At 37.3% G+C, this 17,210-nt stretch carries 16 protein-coding genes; 10 read left to right on the forward strand and 6 right to left on the reverse strand.

Going from position 1 to position 17,210, the window contains the following annotated elements; translation table 11 throughout:
- Positions 1–83: 83 nt before the first annotated feature.
- A complete protein-coding gene (locus tag ACQKII_RS17460; protein WP_427461374.1) occupies positions 84–710 on the forward strand; it encodes a YczE/YyaS/YitT family protein in 627 nt (208 codons plus the stop codon).
- 222 nt (positions 711–932) lie between these two features.
- Here ACQKII_RS17460 and ACQKII_RS17465 read toward each other — a convergent pair whose 3' ends face one another.
- From ACQKII_RS17465 to ACQKII_RS17475, 3 genes are all read right to left on the reverse strand, one after another.
- Positions 933–1,565, reverse strand: coding sequence for a 50S ribosomal protein L25/general stress protein Ctc (locus tag ACQKII_RS17465; protein ID WP_427461376.1), 633 nt, complete (start codon positions 1,563–1,565; stop codon positions 933–935).
- A 164-nt stretch (positions 1,566–1,729) separates the two neighbouring features.
- A complete protein-coding gene (locus tag ACQKII_RS17470) occupies positions 1,730–2,644 on the reverse strand; it encodes an S-layer homology domain-containing protein (protein ID WP_427461378.1) in 915 nt (304 codons plus the stop codon).
- Between the two features lie 214 nt (positions 2,645–2,858).
- A complete protein-coding gene (locus ACQKII_RS17475; RefSeq protein WP_427461380.1) occupies positions 2,859–3,548 on the reverse strand; it encodes a YjjG family noncanonical pyrimidine nucleotidase in 690 nt (229 codons plus the stop codon).
- Between the two features lie 266 nt (positions 3,549–3,814).
- Here ACQKII_RS17475 and yfkAB point away from each other — a divergent pair, with 266 nt between their 5' ends.
- Positions 3,815–4,927, forward strand: coding sequence for a radical SAM/CxCxxxxC motif protein YfkAB (gene yfkAB, locus ACQKII_RS17480; RefSeq protein ID WP_427461382.1), 1,113 nt, complete (start codon positions 3,815–3,817; stop codon positions 4,925–4,927).
- Between the two features lie 113 nt (positions 4,928–5,040).
- Here yfkAB and ACQKII_RS17485 read toward each other — a convergent pair whose 3' ends face one another.
- Both ACQKII_RS17485 and ACQKII_RS17490 read right to left on the reverse strand, forming a co-directional pair.
- Positions 5,041–6,033: an LLM class flavin-dependent oxidoreductase gene (locus ACQKII_RS17485; protein ID WP_427461384.1), complete on the reverse strand. Its 993-nt coding sequence runs from the start codon at positions 6,031–6,033 to the stop codon at positions 5,041–5,043.
- A gap of 75 nt (positions 6,034–6,108) precedes the next feature.
- A complete protein-coding gene (locus ACQKII_RS17490; RefSeq protein WP_427461386.1) occupies positions 6,109–6,534 on the reverse strand; it encodes a hypothetical protein in 426 nt (141 codons plus the stop codon).
- A 247-nt stretch (positions 6,535–6,781) separates the two neighbouring features.
- Here ACQKII_RS17490 and ACQKII_RS17495 point away from each other — a divergent pair, with 247 nt between their 5' ends.
- The 6 genes from ACQKII_RS17495 (at position 6,782) to ACQKII_RS17520 (ending at position 13,051) form a co-directional block, all read left to right on the forward strand.
- Complete coding sequence (locus ACQKII_RS17495) at positions 6,782–7,549, forward strand: sulfite exporter TauE/SafE family protein (protein ID WP_427461388.1); 768 nt, start codon at positions 6,782–6,784, stop codon at positions 7,547–7,549.
- Between the two features lie 249 nt (positions 7,550–7,798).
- Positions 7,799–8,317: an RNA polymerase sigma factor gene (locus ACQKII_RS17500; RefSeq protein WP_427461390.1), complete on the forward strand. Its 519-nt coding sequence runs from the start codon at positions 7,799–7,801 to the stop codon at positions 8,315–8,317.
- Positions 8,310–9,200, forward strand: a complete 891-nt coding sequence (locus ACQKII_RS17505) for a DUF3298 domain-containing protein (RefSeq protein ID WP_427461392.1) — start codon at positions 8,310–8,312, stop codon at positions 9,198–9,200. Before ACQKII_RS17500 ends, ACQKII_RS17505 begins: the two co-directional genes overlap by 8 nt.
- Positions 9,201–9,309: 109 nt before the next feature.
- Positions 9,310–10,434, forward strand: coding sequence for an endospore germination permease (locus ACQKII_RS17510; protein ID WP_427461394.1), 1,125 nt, complete (start codon positions 9,310–9,312; stop codon positions 10,432–10,434).
- Complete coding sequence (locus tag ACQKII_RS17515; protein ID WP_427461396.1) at positions 10,434–11,894, forward strand: spore germination protein; 1,461 nt, start codon at positions 10,434–10,436, stop codon at positions 11,892–11,894. Before ACQKII_RS17510 ends, ACQKII_RS17515 begins: the two co-directional genes overlap by 1 nt.
- A complete protein-coding gene (locus ACQKII_RS17520; RefSeq protein WP_427461398.1) occupies positions 11,891–13,051 on the forward strand; it encodes a Ger(x)C family spore germination protein in 1,161 nt (386 codons plus the stop codon). The genes ACQKII_RS17515 and ACQKII_RS17520 overlap by 4 nt, the downstream gene beginning before the upstream one ends.
- 212 nt (positions 13,052–13,263) lie before the next feature.
- On the opposite strand, the gene ACQKII_RS17525 is transcribed toward ACQKII_RS17520, so the two are convergent.
- The gene (locus tag ACQKII_RS17525) at positions 13,264–15,021 is read right to left on the reverse strand and encodes an ABC transporter ATP-binding protein (RefSeq protein ID WP_427461400.1); all 1,758 of its coding nucleotides are present in this window, start codon (positions 15,019–15,021) and stop codon (positions 13,264–13,266) included.
- A gap of 456 nt (positions 15,022–15,477) precedes the next feature.
- Here ACQKII_RS17525 and ACQKII_RS17530 point away from each other — a divergent pair, with 456 nt between their 5' ends.
- Positions 15,478–16,236, forward strand: coding sequence for a TerC family protein (locus tag ACQKII_RS17530; protein WP_427461402.1), 759 nt, complete (start codon positions 15,478–15,480; stop codon positions 16,234–16,236).
- A gap of 333 nt (positions 16,237–16,569) precedes the next feature.
- On the forward strand, positions 16,570–17,079 hold the full coding sequence (locus ACQKII_RS17535; RefSeq protein WP_427461403.1) for a ferritin: 510 nt from the start codon (positions 16,570–16,572) through the stop codon (positions 17,077–17,079).
- The last annotated feature ends 131 nt before the right edge of the window (positions 17,080–17,210 follow it).

A 17,210-nucleotide genomic window follows, 5' to 3' on the forward strand; every position in this document is an offset into this window, starting at 1 on the left:
ATGATAATCTTCGGTAATATGCGCAATCTCTTGTTATAATATTTTTTTGGACAACATGAATTTTCAGAATGAGGGTATTAAATATGAAGCAAGCATTTTTTGCACGATGTCTATTCTTCTTTACAGGCATCTTGGTCTTATCTTTTGGTATAACCTTGACAATAAAAGGACAACTTTTTGGCGTCGGTTCTTGGGATGTTTTACATATCGGACTAACTAAAACTATCGGTTTATCTATAGGCACTTGGTCTATTTTACTTGGACTAGCCATCCTAGCATTTGATATGCTGGTGACGAAGAAATGGCCGCTTCCGGGTACATTTGTGGATATGTTTTTAGCGGGTATTTTTATTGATATTTTTAACTATTGGTTACCGGATATTGATGGATTTTGGATGCAGTTACTTGCTTACCTTACTGGCCTTGTGCTACTTGGCTGGGGATGCGGGATGTATATGGTGGCAAATCTAGGTATTGGGCCACGGGATACATTAATGCTTCTTTTCGTCCACAAGTTTAACTGGAGTGTTACACGCGCTCGTACTACGATGGAAGTAACCGTCGCTGTACTTGGTTTCTTCCTTGGCGGCCCTGTTGGGGTTGGTACTGTACTGATGGCATTCGGGCTTGGACCAATTGTCCAATATGCACTAGCTTTCAATGAGAAATTATTTATGAAATGGACTGGCGTTAAGAGTGTTGTTGTTTAAGAAATGCAACATATATTTTTGATTTCAACGACAAAAACTTTATAGTATGTATGAAAAAGCTTGTGAAATCCTAATGATCTCGCAAGCTTTTTTTGTATTTAGGAAAATGTCTTGAGATAATTTTATGCATCCACATTTGAGTTGGCATTTTTTTCTTATCGCCAATCATAAAAACGTCATAAATCAAAAAATTGACTTATGACGTAGACGAATCAACCCTTGTTATTCTTTTGGTTCAGACGTATTTTGTCCTGTTGCTTCTATTGCTTCAGGAGTTTCATCTACCGTTTCTTCTTGCTGATTTTCAGCAGGTGGTGGTGTGATCGCCACTAATGTATAATCGTCTTCATTTAAGATTTCAAAGGAACATTTATGACGAATATCTGCAACATAAAGCGAAGAGCCAATTGCTACATCCGAAACATCCACTTCTATCGTTTCAGGTATTTCTGCTGGCTTCACTTGAATTCGTACCTCACGATTTGGTTGTAACAAGAAACCACCGTCAGCGACTCCAATGGCGTCTCCAACTACTGTAATTGGGATATCGACTTCTAACTCTTCAGACATATTGATTGATTTAAAGTCTACATGCTTCACAAATCCCTTTAAGGCACTACGCTGCATTTCTGTTAACACCGCATTTACCTTTTTTCCCTCAATATCTAATTGAAACACACTCTTACTGCCTATTTCTGCAAGCACTTTAGCAAATGTTCTTGCATCAAGTGCTATCGAAGTGGACTCCATTTGATAACCGTAAACAACTCCAGGAATAGAACCATTCTGTCTAAGCTGTGTTAACGATGAGCGTCTTCCTTTATCACGTTTTATGGCATTTAAAATTGTACTCATTCTTTTTCTCCCCTTTCATGAAACTAGTCTCATAAAAGGTTTTGCCCGTTAAGCAGATTTTTATACCTATGGTGTATTCTAAAACACGACCATACATCCACGGAATCCATCATAAAAAGCCGATGACTAAAAGATGCCCTCGGCTGTTATGTTTTGCTATATCATTATAATCTTCCTGATGCTTCTAAAGACACCGCCAACATTTTAGCAAATTGGCCACGTGTAATGTGCTGGTTTGGCAATAAATTTGTATTGTCATCAAGAGCTCCAATTCCATACAATGTCTGTGTATGGTGCAAGATTTCACCTTGGAAATCGCGACTATCTTGATAAGGTAAAGAGTCATATTCTTCCGATACAAAATCTACCGCATCTAATGTTCGCCCAATCATTAAAATGGCCTGTTGACGAGTGATTTTCCCGTGTGGATCAAATGTATTTGGAGATTTGCCATTTATAATCCCTAATGAATGTAGGGCTCCAACATGTCCGCCAAACCATGATTTTTTCGCATTGATATCTTTAAACTGGGTCAATGGTTCCTGTTGGAAGCTAAATGCACGGACGATTAATACACTCAACTGTGCTCGCGTTAAGGAATCATTTACCCCAAAGTTATCAGATGTACGTCCTTGAACAATCCCGCGCTCTGCTAATGCAGTAATATAAGAGCTATATGCCGATTTTTCTATATCACGAAAATATATTTGCGCAGGATATGCAAACTTTAATTCTGCATTATTATGTATCATTGCAACCAATCGATCGCCTTCATCCCGATAGGCAACTGGCTCCATTACACCTTTTTTAACCATTTGCTTTAAGACCCCAGATTGCCCGTTTTTAAAAATTTCAACTTCTAATGGTTGACGATTATTGACAACATTTGCTTTTACACTATAAGTTCCTTGTTTTTCTGCCGCAGCAATTTTAGCGCCATATGCAGAGTAAACCGTCATATTTTCGGTTTTCATATGTACATAATTCGTTGGCTCTTGATAGGCATATGCTTGTAGCGGTGTAGCCAATGATACGCCTAGCAATGCCACCATAAGCGTTTTTGGGAAAATCCCTTTCATATTACCTCTTCCTTCCTTTCATCGATCTATCATAATCATAATGGATTTATTTGTGTAAAAATATAGTATTTTTAGCACGCATTACTATCCTGTCTCTTGTCCTATTTTGGCGATTATAATCCAACTATTTATCATATTTATCTGTAAGTTCCCCACTTTTATCCGTCCAAACATGAAATCCCCGCAAAAGTAACATTTTACCCGCGGGGATTCATTATTTTTCTAATACCGTATAAAGTTCATGTAACTTTTTAATCTCATAATTTGGGCTTATTTCACTTGTATTTTCAACCTCGTGAATATTAAACCAACACGTATCAATCCCTACTTGTAATCCACCCTTCACATCAGAAGTGAGAGAATCTCCGACAATAAGCGCTTTTTCCTTATTTAATCCTTCAATTCGTTCAAAAACATAATCGAAAAATGCAGGCATTGGCTTCTGATAACCTGTTTGCTCCGATATAAAAATACCTTTAAAGTATTTCGCTAAATCTGCATCGACTAAACGTTTATTTTGCGTTATCGTTTTACCATTCGAAACGACATATAAATTATAGTTGTCCGCAAGCTGTGCAATCAGTTCGTATGCGCCATCAACGAAATGATGTGCCTCTTGCAAATACTTTTGAAATATAGCTTCAAAATATTCACCGTCTACTTCTAGGCCAAACTCTTTCAGTGCTATCGAAAATCTAGTATTATGTAGTGTATTTTTTGTCACTTCACCTCGTTCAAATGCACGCCACATGGATTCATTAATTTCCTTATAACGGGCAATCATCATCGGTGTTGTCGCAATTTTTTCTTGATCGAATAATCGGTCCAGTGCGGCATTTTCGGCTAAATCAAAATCTAATAATGTGTCATCTACATCAAACAATAGTGTTTCATATTTAGTCAACTTATTTCCTACTTCCTTCCCTACGGTCTTGCCGTCTTGCTCCTTCTATCATAACGTTTATTTCAAAAAATAGCAGTAAAATCACTCCATATTACCTATTTGCGGAATTGTTTGAAAAATACCACTCGTAAAAGCATTAGCTGAACTTCCTAGAAAGGTGACAAAAATGTTCTTTCAGCCAAATAAAACCCCTTTCAAGAATTTCATATTTGAAAATATCACCGAATATGAGACAATAGAATGCTAGAAAGGAAGATGTACGAATTATGACGACTTTACAAAAACTTACGCCTTCGTTTGATCCATGGGAAGCGTATTTAGATGTCGAACAACATGGACAAATGACTCTATCGAATATTGAATTTACAACAACTAACCTTTGCAATATGCGTTGCGCACACTGTGCAGTCGGCTATACACTACAACATAAAGATCCTGAAGCATTATCAATGGCGCTAATTACAAAGCGCCTTGATGGAATTCCGCATTTAAAAACACTTAGCATTACAGGTGGAGAACCGATGATGAGCAAAAAATCGGTGCAAAACTATGTATTACCACTGTTAAAATATGCACATGCTCGAGGCGTACGTACACAAATCAACTCCAACTTAACAATAGAGCCGGAACGCTATTTACTCATTGCACCGTATTTAGATGTGCTACATATTTCACATAACTGGGGCACAGTCGATGAATTCGTCGAAACAGGCTTTGCAATGATGGAGCGTAAACCGACTTATGAACAACGTGCAGCGCTTTTCCAACGCATGATTGATAACTCAAAAATGCTAGCAGATCACGGTGTTATGGTATCGGCAGAAACGATGCTCAACAAAAAAACATTGCCCTATTTAGAGCATATCCATAATCAAATCATCAATGACATGAAATGCGCACGACATGAAGTACACCCAATGTATCCATCAGATTTTGCAAGTTCACTATCATCACTTTCGCTAGAAGAAACACGCGAAGCCATTCATCATCTCCTTGATGTGCGTGATGACAATACGTGGATGCTGTTCGGTACATTGCCATTCTATCCTTGTAGCACAAACGAGGAGGATCAAAAGCTATTAAAACGCTTACGCGAATCGAAGAATGTTACAATGCGTAACGACCCAGATGGCCGTTCACGGTTAAACGTCAATATTTTTACAGGCGATGTCATCGTTACAGATTTTGGTGATACACCTGCTCTTGGCAATATCGTAAACGACGAGCTACCAGCTGTTTTCGACAAATGGATGACAACCGATTTAGCACAATCACTAAATTGTCACTGTCCTGCGGTGAAATGCCTAGGTCCAAACGTTCTTGTTAAAAATATGTATTATCAAGATGCTCCTTTTGTAAGTGGCTCAGCGATAATATGATAAGAAAACGTCCAATACAGTCACTGGTGGCTGCATTGGACGTTTTTCATGTATAGAATATTAAAAGTTTATTAACAAATGATATCGAAGCTAAAGCAACTGGTAGCTATGTTCTATAATAATTCCTTCGCTAGTAGCTTATAGCAATTCAAACGACTTTCCTGTGAAAATTGATTGCAGTTTAGCATCACTTCATCAAAACCATATTGTTCTTGCTCTGCTACTAAATATTGGGCAATATCTTTCGGTGTGCCAACAAGATTTGCCTTACGATTATTCGCAATCGTTAGTTTGTCCATCTCTGTTAGTGGGTAATCCTTCGCCTCTTCAGGTGACATCGATTGAATAATTTGCCCCTTCATTAGCTGAAGACGCGTAATATCAATCGGCTTTGCCAAATATTCTGCTTCATCTAATGTATCCGCAACCGTAGTCGCATAAGTGACGATAATTTGTGGCTTTTCCATATAATAAGACGGTGTAAAGTATGACTTATACGTATCAAAAATATCTTTTGACATATTACCGGTGAAAAATTGTGCATATGAATAGCCAACACCTTGCTGTCCTGCCTGCATTGCACTTTGGCCACTTGAGCCAAGTAACCATGCTTCGGGTAACTGAATATTTGTCGGTGACGCAATGACCTGATCATAAACATACTCCCCCGATTTTTGCTCGTTCATGAGCTTCAAAATAACATCGAGTTTGTCGTACTGCTCTGTCATTCGTTGTCTACGACCTTCAGCAAGCGCATAAATGGATGGATGATCACCACCTGGAGCACGACCTACACCAAAGTCAATACGATTAGGTGCAAGAGCACTTAAAGTTTTAAATATCTCGGCCAGCTTATAGGGCGAATAATGCATCATCATGACGCCCCCTGTACCGATACGCAGACGTTTTGTTTTCGCCGCTAAAAAGGCAGCTGTGATTTCAGGCGCCGAACTCGCAAGTGACCCACTATTATGATGCTCTGCCAGCCACATACGATGGAAGCCAAGCTCTTCACCTAATAGCGCTAGCTGCTCTGTTCGCTTAAAGGCGTCCTCAGCAGTATGTCCTTTGGGCACAGGAATTTGATCTAAAATACTTAATATCATTGAAAAACACCCTTTCTGTATGTAGCTCCCCTTTCTACTGTAATATAGGATTTTCTTTTTCAAAAGTAAAAGGCACTATTGATAAGCAAGTTGTTTCATCTGCCATGTTTCATAAACTGCACCTATAAATGTCCATTTTTGTTGCATATCTAATACAGATTCGTTAAATTTCATGGCAAAGAGTGTAAATCTTGTTTCTTCTTCATTCACCACAAACTGTAAAATGGCATGGCCCTGTTCTCCTAAGTGTGCTATTTCCCCTGATAGTTCTACAACATGCTGACCTGTTGTTGTCTCGTAATAACGCCAATAAGGCTCTTTAAACGCGTAATTAAATGCATTTCGGACTGTTACATCAGAATAATCAGCCAAGTACCCTTCCTTTACTGCATCGATAAACGTGTTATCTGTAACATCTTTCTTGGCGTTATAAACAAAGCCAACAAGCACCCCCATGAACACAACACAAACAAATACTCTAAAATGATTTCCTAAACTCAAATGTCATCACGTCCCCTTTACGCAAAAACACCATTTCTTTCATAATACATTAAAATAATTACTTAAAACAGAATATTTTTGTTTTTTGCAGAATTTATTATATTTCGTCAAAATACGCCACATACTATTTACTAGTAAAAAAAGGAGTATCCTCCATTAAGTGAAAGTGTAAAATTTTTCAGGCTATTTACAGTCGCTCTTTGTTCCGATAATATCAGATTATTATTATAGAAAAGAGTTGACTGTCGTGCCTTTTGATTTAGATTTTAATATTCTACTAATTCTTATTCTTTTTGGCTTTTTAGCTGCTTTCATCGATTCAGTTGTCGGTGGTGGTGGACTCATTTCATTACCAGCCCTTATGTTCGTCGGATTACCACCTTCAGCAGCTGTGGCAACAAATAAACTAGCAGGTACGATGGGATCTCTAACAAGTACGATTACGTTTTATCGCTCTGGTAAACTAGATATTAAATCTGTTTATAAACTGTTTCCTTTTGTCTTTTTCGGCTCCATGATTGGGGCATGGATTGTCCATTTAATGGACCCGAGTGTCTTAAAGCCATTAATGCTTGTCATGTTAGCAGCTGTAGCCGCTTATACGATTTTCAAAAAAGACTGGGGTGGCATTTCCACTTATAAAAAACTAACACCAAAACGCTATGCATTATTCATCGTTATCATTACATTAATTGGCTTTTATGATGGCTTTTTAGGTCCTGGTACAGGCTCATTTTTACTTTTTGCCTTTTTAATTGTCGGTTTTGATTTTTTAAAATCTGCCGGCAATGCTAAATTCCTAAATTTCGGTAGCAATATTGCCGCGCTTCTCATGTTTATGTACCTAGGGCAGATCCATTATGCCTATGGTTTACCAATGGGGCTTGCTCAAATTGCTGGCGCGATTGTAGGCTCTAAATTTGCGATTAAACGTGGTAGTGGTTATGTGCGTAAGCTCTTTATCGTCGTAACCATTGTATTACTACTGAAAAATACATATGACTATTTTTCGTGACACATCATTTAATACCTTGATGTAATTGAATAAGATAAACCTTACCTCGTTGTGGGGTAAGTTTTTTTCATTCCATCAACTTTTTCTCCCCTTCCATACGTCTAGTAGTTGTATACAAATGAAATTGAACGATTAGTTTCAGGTAGTCTTTAACTACCATTGAATCATAAGCTTGTCGGCGTTCATTTCAACACCCTATAAAAAAGGGAAACTTCAGCTGAATAAAGTTATAAAGGAGCTTCTTTAGACATGAAAACAAAAAATACATTTCAACATGAAGAGGTGTTTGTCCCGTTTATTCGTGAACAAAAAGAACGTTTTTATTTGCTCGCGTATAGCTACACAAAGAATGAACAGGATGCCCTCGATGTTGTACAGGACAGTATTCAAAAAGCTATGCTTTCTCTCGATCGACTAGAAAATGTGGATTATATGAAAAGCTGGTTTTACAAAATTGTAGTTCGTACAGCAATTGATTTTTTACGCAAGCATAAACGCTTACAGGTGACAGATGACGACACAATGCAATATTTAACGCCCGCTCAAGAAGATGTCTACGAAAACGTTGATTTGGAGCATGCGTTAGCAGAGTTGCCTCAGATGTTTCGTGAAGTTGTCATCTTGCATTATTTTGAAGATTTAAAGCTTGCAGATGTTGCCAACATACTTGACATTAAGTTAAGTACCGTCAAATCGCGACTTTACAAAGCGCTAAAACTACTAAAAATACAATTGCAAGATGTGAAGGGAGAAACATCACATGGATAAAAAATTAAATGACTTAGAAAAACATTATAATGAAGTACCTATACCAAAGGAGCTAGATTTCATCGTGGAGAATGCATTAAAACAAGGGAAAAAAAAGAAAAAGAATCGAACACCACAATGGTTACTTGGATCTGCTGCTGCCGTTATGCTTTTTACAGCTAGTTTAAATGTCAGTCCAGTAATGGCACGTAGCCTTTCAGAAATACCTGTTGTTGGTAGTGTTGTAAAGGTTTTAACATGGACAGAATATGAAATAGCAGAAGACACCTACGATGCCAACATCAAAGTACCTTCCATAGAGAATTTAGAAAATAAAGATCTTGCAAATACATTAAATGACAAATACCGTTCAGAAGGTAACGCACTTTATAATGATTTTATAGCAGAAGTTGGGGATTTAAAGGCAAATGGAGGTGGCCATTTAGGCGTTGATAGCGGCTACGAAATTAAAACGGATAACGATCAGATTTTATCGATTGGTCGATATACGGTTAATACAGTTGCTTCTTCTTCAACTGTTATGCATTACGACACGATTGATAAACAAAACGAAATTTTAATCACGTTACCAATGCTCTTTAAAGATGAGAGTTATATGAATGTGATTAGTGAAAATATCAAAGAGCAAATGCGCGCCGAAATAAGTGCAAGCAATGAAGAGAAAGTGTATTGGGTGAAAGGTGCTGGCCTAGCTGACGAAGAGCTTATGGACGACTTTACAGGCATAAAAGCGCAACAGGAATTCTACATTAACGATAAGGGCAAACTCGTGATTTCCTTCGATAAATATGAAGTGGCACCTGGATATATGGGCATTGTAGAATTTGAAATACCTACAGAAGTCCTGCAAGATAAACTTGTTAGCAATCAGTATATACATTAATAGTAGGCACTATCTCAAATAACATGAGATAGTGCCTTTTTCATTACTTATAATCCTGCAATTTTTTGTCAAAGCTATACTGTATCAATATATGTTAGAGGGTTTTCATATGAAAAACGTAGGATCAATTAGTATATTACATGTTATCTTCCTTTCAATGACAGTTATTGGATTAAAAAATCACGTAACGATTCTTCCGCCACTGTTAGATGTTGTAGGTAGGGATGGTTGGCTATCTGTGATTTTGGCCGCGTTCATTATATTCTTTTGGCTATTTTTATTAGTTTATATTCAAAAAAAGACCAAGCAAGAGCCTTTAAAAGACTGGCTAGAGCAAAAAATTGGAAAAACCGGCTCTAAGGTCATCATTTATATTTTAGTGGGGTATTTAGTAATATTGACTGCCTTTTCGATGGTTGAAACATTGCAATGGGTAAATACCACGTTTTTACCACAAACACCAGTTATTATATTGTTATTTATCTATACTATTCTCTGCATACTACTGGTTACCACAAGTCTACAAACGATTGTTATTTTAAATGTATTTGTGTTATTTGGAGTAGTGGTCTTAGGATTTTTTGTGGCTTTTACAAACATGCAGGTAAAAGACTATGCATTGTTACGTCCATTTTTCGAGCATGGATTCAAACCTATTGTGAATGGCTTGATCTATCCCGCATCAGGATTTGTTGAACTCATAATGCTGTTGTTTTTACAGCATCAAATTAAAGATCGTATTCGCTGGTATCATTTTTCCATCATGCTTTTTATTTTGATGGGACTCACAACCGGACCACTGATTGGAGCCATTACAGAATTCGGACCAAGTGAAGCTGCAAAACAAAGATATCCGGCCTTTGAAGAATGGGGATTAGTGACAATCGGACGTTATATCGAGCATCTTGATTTTTTCTCTATTTATCAATGGCTTACAGGCACATTTATACGCGTTAGCTTCATTCTATATATTGTAGCGGATTTGTTGAATATGACTGGAGACCCGAAGCGCATATGGAAAATGCTTGCTCCTCCCTTCTTCTTCCTGTGTTTACCGCTCATGATGTTGAATGAAAACATATTTTTAAAGGTTAAAGGGAATTATATATTGACATCTACTTTTGTTTTCTTTTTACTATTATCAATTTTTTTAGTAATTGTAGCTTTCATATCAGATAAGTCATCTAAAAAGGTTAAACCTGATAAACAAGAAATGGAAAGCGGTGAATCCTAATGCCCCAGGTGGATAAGGCCATAGATTTAAACACCTTAAAACAATTATTCCATAAATCAGCCGATATTGTATTTCAAGAATATACATTTCACCAACACAAAGTACAGTTCATTACTTGTAATGCGATGATTGATCAGCAATTACTTAATGAAGTCATTATTGAACGTATTCAGCATTTTTTTGATATTTTAGCAGATAAATCCATTGAAGAAGGCATAAACACACAATTGCACATACCAAATTTAATACCAGTAACTGATAAGGCAGAAGCCATATCACTTGTATACACCGGGTATCTCCTGCTTTATTTTGAAGATGAGGGACTTTTATTCGCAAGTAATATCGCGAAAAAACCCAATCGAAATCCCGAAGAGACAAGAATGGAAGTTCTTGTAAAAGGTCCTAGGGACAACTTTATTGAAGATATCTCCGTCAATATCGCATTATTACGGAAACGGCTCCCTACTAATTCTTTATGTGTCGAAAAAATGACTTTAGGAGAACGCTCAAAGACAACAGTAGCCATTCTTTATTTTGAAGATATTGTTGATTTGGACATTTTACATGGCATCAAAAAGCAATTAGCAGCAGTGGACACAGACATTGTATTTAGTGGTGATTTATTGATGGAACGGATCAATAAAAATTCAAAATTATTCCCGAAATTCGATTATACTGGACGGCCAGATTATGCAATTCAAGCACTTGTGAGAGGACGATTCATAATCTTTGTAGACGGTGTAGCATATGCCATGATTACACCGGTTAATTTATTTTTACTTTTAAAGTCCGCAGAAGATAATGAGTATCCTGTTATTTTCAGCTCACTTGAACGATTATTACGGATTGTTGGTATTTTAATTGGCTTGCTTCTACCTGCTTTTTGGTTATCTTTAACGACTTATCACCAGAATCAGTTACCATTGCAGTTATTAGCAACCATCGTACAAGCGAAAACTGGCCTTCCACTTCCTTCATCTCTTGAGATGCTCATTATGCTACTGATGTTTGAGCTGTTTCGTGAAGCAGGCTTACGGCTCCCCTCCGTTATTGGCGGCACGATAAGTGTCGTTGGTGGGTTAATAATTGGGGATGCGGCCATACGTGCAGGTGTTACGAGCCCAGAAATGATTGTTATTATTGCTATATCAACTATTGCATCATTTACGCTTGTCAATCAATCACTTGTAACCACCATCAGTATACTACGAGTAGCCTTTATTCTTTTGAGTGCCTTTTTAGGCCTATTTGGATTTTTCATTTCGCTCTATTTCACACTTCTCTACCTATGTAATATCAGGATATTCGGTTTCCCTTACATGAATCTTGCGGGAGATTTAGAATGGGCAACCATCAAAAAATCCATCTTTCGCGTATCACCAAAAGGCTATGAAGAGCGCCCTAAGTCACTTGCCCCTCAAGATAACACTCGTACTTCTAAAAGCGAGGAAAAAAAATGAGGAAAAAGACTATCTTCCTTTTATTTCTTGTCGTTACATTACTTTCAGGATGCTGGGATGCATCCGAGCCACAAAAAATGTTCTATATTCATGGAGTCGGTATAGATTTCAAGGATGATGAATATGAAATATTTATGCAAATTATTGATTTTTCAACTGTAGCAAAATCTGAGCGACCGAATCCGAATCCACAAGCAACACAGGCTGAAATTGGACGTGCAAAGGGTAAAACGATGGAGGAAGCTTTTTTTAAATTATATCGCTCCATCGACCAAAAAGTATTTTGGGGGCATATGACCTATTTCATTTTATCTGAGGAAGCGATGAAAAGTGAGCATGCTATACCAATTATTGATAGTTTTTTACGACATCGGGAAACAAGATATCAAATTTGGGCATACTGCACACAGGATCCCATTGAAGAAATCCTTTTAATAACACCTATCATAAATAAATCTCTGACTGCATCGAAACTGAGTAATCCACTCAATACACATACACAAGAGTCTTTAGTTGAACCGATTAATTTACGAAAGTTAATTATTGGCTTAAATGAACCGAGTCATGAGGTTAGTCTTCCATTAGTGACTATTAACAAAAATTGGGAGACAACGAATCAATCGTCTGAGGAAACTGCGTTAACAGGTATAGGGATTCTTTCAAAAGATGGTTTTAAAGGCTTTATCAAGGATGAGGCTGTAAGAGGTATGCAATGGATGAATAATGAGACAAAAAGAGGTGAATTAACCTTTAAATTGGATGGTGAAGAGCGCGATTATTTAACAACAACATTGAAAAAAATAGGTGTGGATATTCATCCTATTATTAAAAACAATCAGGTGACATTTGAGATAGAATTACACTATGATGTAACCGTGAATGGCTTTAAAGGTAAACTTACAGCAGATCAAATCAGAAAAAAAACAATACAAGTAGTCAAAAAAGAAATAAAAACTACCTATGAAGAGGCATTGAAAAAGGATATTGACATTTACCGCCTCTCAGAAGTGCTTTATCGTACAGACGTTAAGTTATGGAAAAAATTACAAAAAGATGGCAAAATAAAATTAACATCTGATTCGATTAGTAAGATTGATGTCCATGTAAATAAAGTCAATCCTGGACGAAAGACATTTGGTGAAACGATAAATGAGTAGCTGCAAAAAAAAGAAACAAGGGCGCATTATAAAGCCCCTTGGTCTTTGAATGGTTGTTATTACCTGAAAAAGTAAATCACACTCCGCCGACTGTTAAAGAGCCTCCCCTTGCATAATCTTCAGGATTCTTTTTTGTCTTGTTTTCAGCGGAGTGTCGCAAACACTATTTCTTCATTAATCTGAAACTTTTTTAGTGCTATACCTAGGAGTTATTACGTAATGTCAACAAATTCCTGCATCGTTTGTTCTCCTTGCCCTTTTCGGAACTGTATATGATGAAGCTTGGCAAAAATGCCATTTTGAGCAACAAGTTCATCATAAGTACCATCCTCTTCAATTCCATTCGGGGTAACAACAAGAACGCGGTCTGCATTACGAATTGTAGCAAGGCGATGAGCAATGACAAGCGTCGTCCGATTTTCTGCAAGCTCTGTTAATGACTGCTGAATAATCATTTCCGTTTCAGTATCCAACGCTGAAGTTGCTTCATCTAAAATTAATATTGGTGGATTTTTCAAAAACATACGAGCTATTGCTAGGCGTTGTTTCTGACCGCCTGATAATTTTAAACCACGCTCCCCGATTTGTGTATCATAGCCATCTGGAAGCTCCGCGATAAACGCCTCTAAATGCGCTTTTCTGGCAGCTTCTTGAATATCTTCCTCACTTGCATCTAATCGACCGTAGGCAATGTTTTCACGAATGGTACCTGTAAATAAAAAAACGTCCTGCTGCACGATGCCAATTTGTGCACGTAGTGAGGCCTGTGTCATATTTCGCACATCCAAACCATCAATTGTAATTGCACCACTGCTGACATCATAAAATCTCGGAATAAGCGAACAAATAGTCGTTTTCCCAGCTCCAGATGGACCAACAAAAGCAATCGTTTGTCCAGCACGTATGTCAAACGAAATATCATTTAAAACAGTTTTAGCCGTGTCGTAATTAAAATGAACATCTTTAAACGCTATATCTCCACATAAATGTGTGACTTCCTTCGCTCCCTCTTTATCCTGTACTTCAGGCTCCTGCTCCACAAGCTCACGGAAACGTTTAAAACCAGCCATACCTTTCGGATAAAGTTCTAGTAAGGCACTAATTTTGTCAATTGGTTTGATGAGAACATTCGTATACAATACGAAGCTTACAAGTTCTCCATAAGATAATTTTCCATTAAAGCTTAACCAAGCACCGACAACAAGTACGACCAAAGTTAATAAACGTGTCATCATATAAATACTTGAGTGTGTACCTGACATTATTTTATAAGCGTATAGTTTTGCGGAGCGGAAAAGGCCATTTTGTTCTTTAAAGCGTTCCATTTCAAAAGCTTCATTTGTAAATGACTTCACAACGCGTGCACCAGACACACTATCTTCCACACGTCCATTGACATCAGCGATCTTACCGTACATCGTTTTCCACGCTTTGTTCATTCTCACATTACTGAAAGTGACAAGCCACGTTAAAAACGGCACCATAATGGCTGCAATCAGAGCAAGTGTCGGATTAACATTGAACATTATAGCGAAAGCACCAACAAACGTCATGACTGCAATGAATAAATCCTCCGGTCCATGGTGAGCAAACTCGCCGATATCAAATAAATCATTTGTAATACGACTCATAATATGACCCGTTTTCGTATTATCAAAGAATCGAAATGATTGACGCTGCACATGGTTGAACAACTCTTGGCGCATGTCCGTTTCAATATTAATACCTAATTTATGCCCAAGATAGTTAACGATAAAGTTTAATGCTGTGCTAAGTACATAAACGAGTAATAACAATACACTGACTTTGACAATCGTGTCCCAATCCCCTGTTGGCAGTAGCCCATCAATAAACCACTGCACAGCTAAAGGAAAGGCAAGTTCTAACATTGCCACAATGATTGCACTCGAAAAGTCGATGACAAATAATCGTTTATGTGGTTTGTAATATGAGAAAAATTTTTTATACATATAGGACTCCCCTCTAAGTTGTTAATAAATTTTCACGTATCATTTAATAGTACCATTTGTTAGAACTGTTCGGAAAAATAATTTTCAATTTATTGCTATATTTCCTTTTGCTTTTCATCACACTCATGATATAATCCTATGTAAGAAGAACTGAATAGCTTTTGACAATTTTGTCAAAGGGGAGTAGCTAGCAGATGTGAGCGATACATCTGGTTTCACATTTCGTCATTACATGGCAATTGCCATCGGGTGTGATAGCAAAACCATCTACTAGATGGTTTCTGTACCAAAAGAGTAACAGGTACAAAATAATTATCTGGAAAAACGCCAGATAATTGCTTAGCAAGACCTTTGCCTATTTTTTAGGCATGGGTCTTTTTCTTTTGCCTAAAAAATTTAAAATTGGTAAAAAGCAATACATTCTATTCTTTTCCAATTATAAAGGAGGAAACAAATTTGGAAGCAATATTATTAGAATACGCATGGGTACTTGTCGTATTAATCGTTCTTGAGGGCTTATTAGCCGCAGATAATGCAGTCGTAATGGCTGTCATGGTGAAGCATTTACCAAAAGTCCAACAACAAAAGGCATTATTATATGGTTTAGTTGGAGCATTTATTTTCCGATTTGCTGCATTATTCCTAATCACAGTACTTGTTAACTATTGGCAAATTCAAGCAATCGGAGCCGCTTACCTATTATTCATGTCGATAAAGCACATTTATGATTCGCGCAAAGCCTCTCAGGATTCCGAAGAAATTAAGGAGTCGAAAAAACAATCTGGTTTCTGGATGACTGTTGTAAAAGTCGAACTTGCCGATATCGCCTTTGCTGTCGATTCCATTCTAGCAGCAGTTGCAATTGCTGTAACACTACCACACTTAGGTGACTTTGATATTGGTGGCATTAACGCAGGACAATTCGGTGTCATGTTCTTAGGTGGCATTATCGGGGTTATTATGATGCGATTTGCTGCACGTTGGTTCGTTCGTGTTCTTGATAAATTCCCTTCACTGGAAACAGCGGCCTTTCTAATCGTTGGCTGGGTTGGTGTGAAGCTTGCTGTTCTGACATTAGCACATGAAAAACTAGGTGTGATTCCACACGAATTTCCTCACTCAACGGTTTGGAAGGTCACTTTCTGGGTTGTACTAGTTGGTATTGCATTAGGTGGCTACTTAGTAGGTGTGAAAAACCAAAAGAAACATGCATAATTGTACTTAAAAAATTCGCCTTGACACCATGTCTGGGCGAATTTTTTTATCATTAAGCATTGACAGACGAATCTCAATACGGACTTTAAGAATCTTTTATGACCTTCATTCGTATACATACTATGATGTTATTCAAATTTATTTACCAATCTTTTAGAGATTATATGGCGATTTAAAAAAGAGTTTGACTAAATATTCTAATTGAGAACCAATATCAATTGTTTTTTGCAAATATTACAATGAAAAACATATTTTTTTGTACGGCAGCCTTAATACACTATATACTAAAGGAGTAAGTAAAAAGGTATTTACTGCAAAGGGAGGAAAACTTTTATGTTATCTGAAAAACTACACAAAGCACTGAATGATCAAATGAACTTTGAATTTTACTCTGCACATGCCTATATGGCGATGGCAGCGTACTGTACAGATGAGGCCTATGACGGTTTTGCCAATTTCTTTTTAGTACAGGCTGAAGAAGAACGCTTCCATGCCATGAAATTTTATAATTTTTTAAGTGATATGGGCTACCGTGCAACAATCTATGGTTTTGAAAGTCCAGAAAATAATTTTGATTCAATTTTAAATACCTTTAAATCTGCGCTGAATCATGAAAAAGAGGTCACTCGTCGCATTTACAACCTATCTGATATTGCATTAGATGAGCGCGAACATGCAACAATGGCATTTTTAAAATGGTTTATTGACGAACAAGTAGAAGAAGAATCTACATTCGATACATTAATTCATAAAATCGAACGCATCGAAAATGATTCAAATGCGATCTTTATGCTCGATGGAGAACTAGCAACACGCACTTTTACACCTGACAACAACGCGTAAAGCGAAAACTCATCCACACCATTTTGTGGATGAGTTTTTTATTGCCTCCTTTAACTATTCACACCAAAAACGCACCCACATTCAGAAACAGGAGCATTCTCGCTTTCCAATGCCATAAAAATTCCCGATTG

Origin of the sequence: Lysinibacillus sp. NPDC048646, assembly GCF_050272295.1 — a bacterium.
In the GTDB taxonomy this organism is placed as follows: Bacteria; Bacillota; Bacilli; order Bacillales_A; family Planococcaceae; genus Lysinibacillus.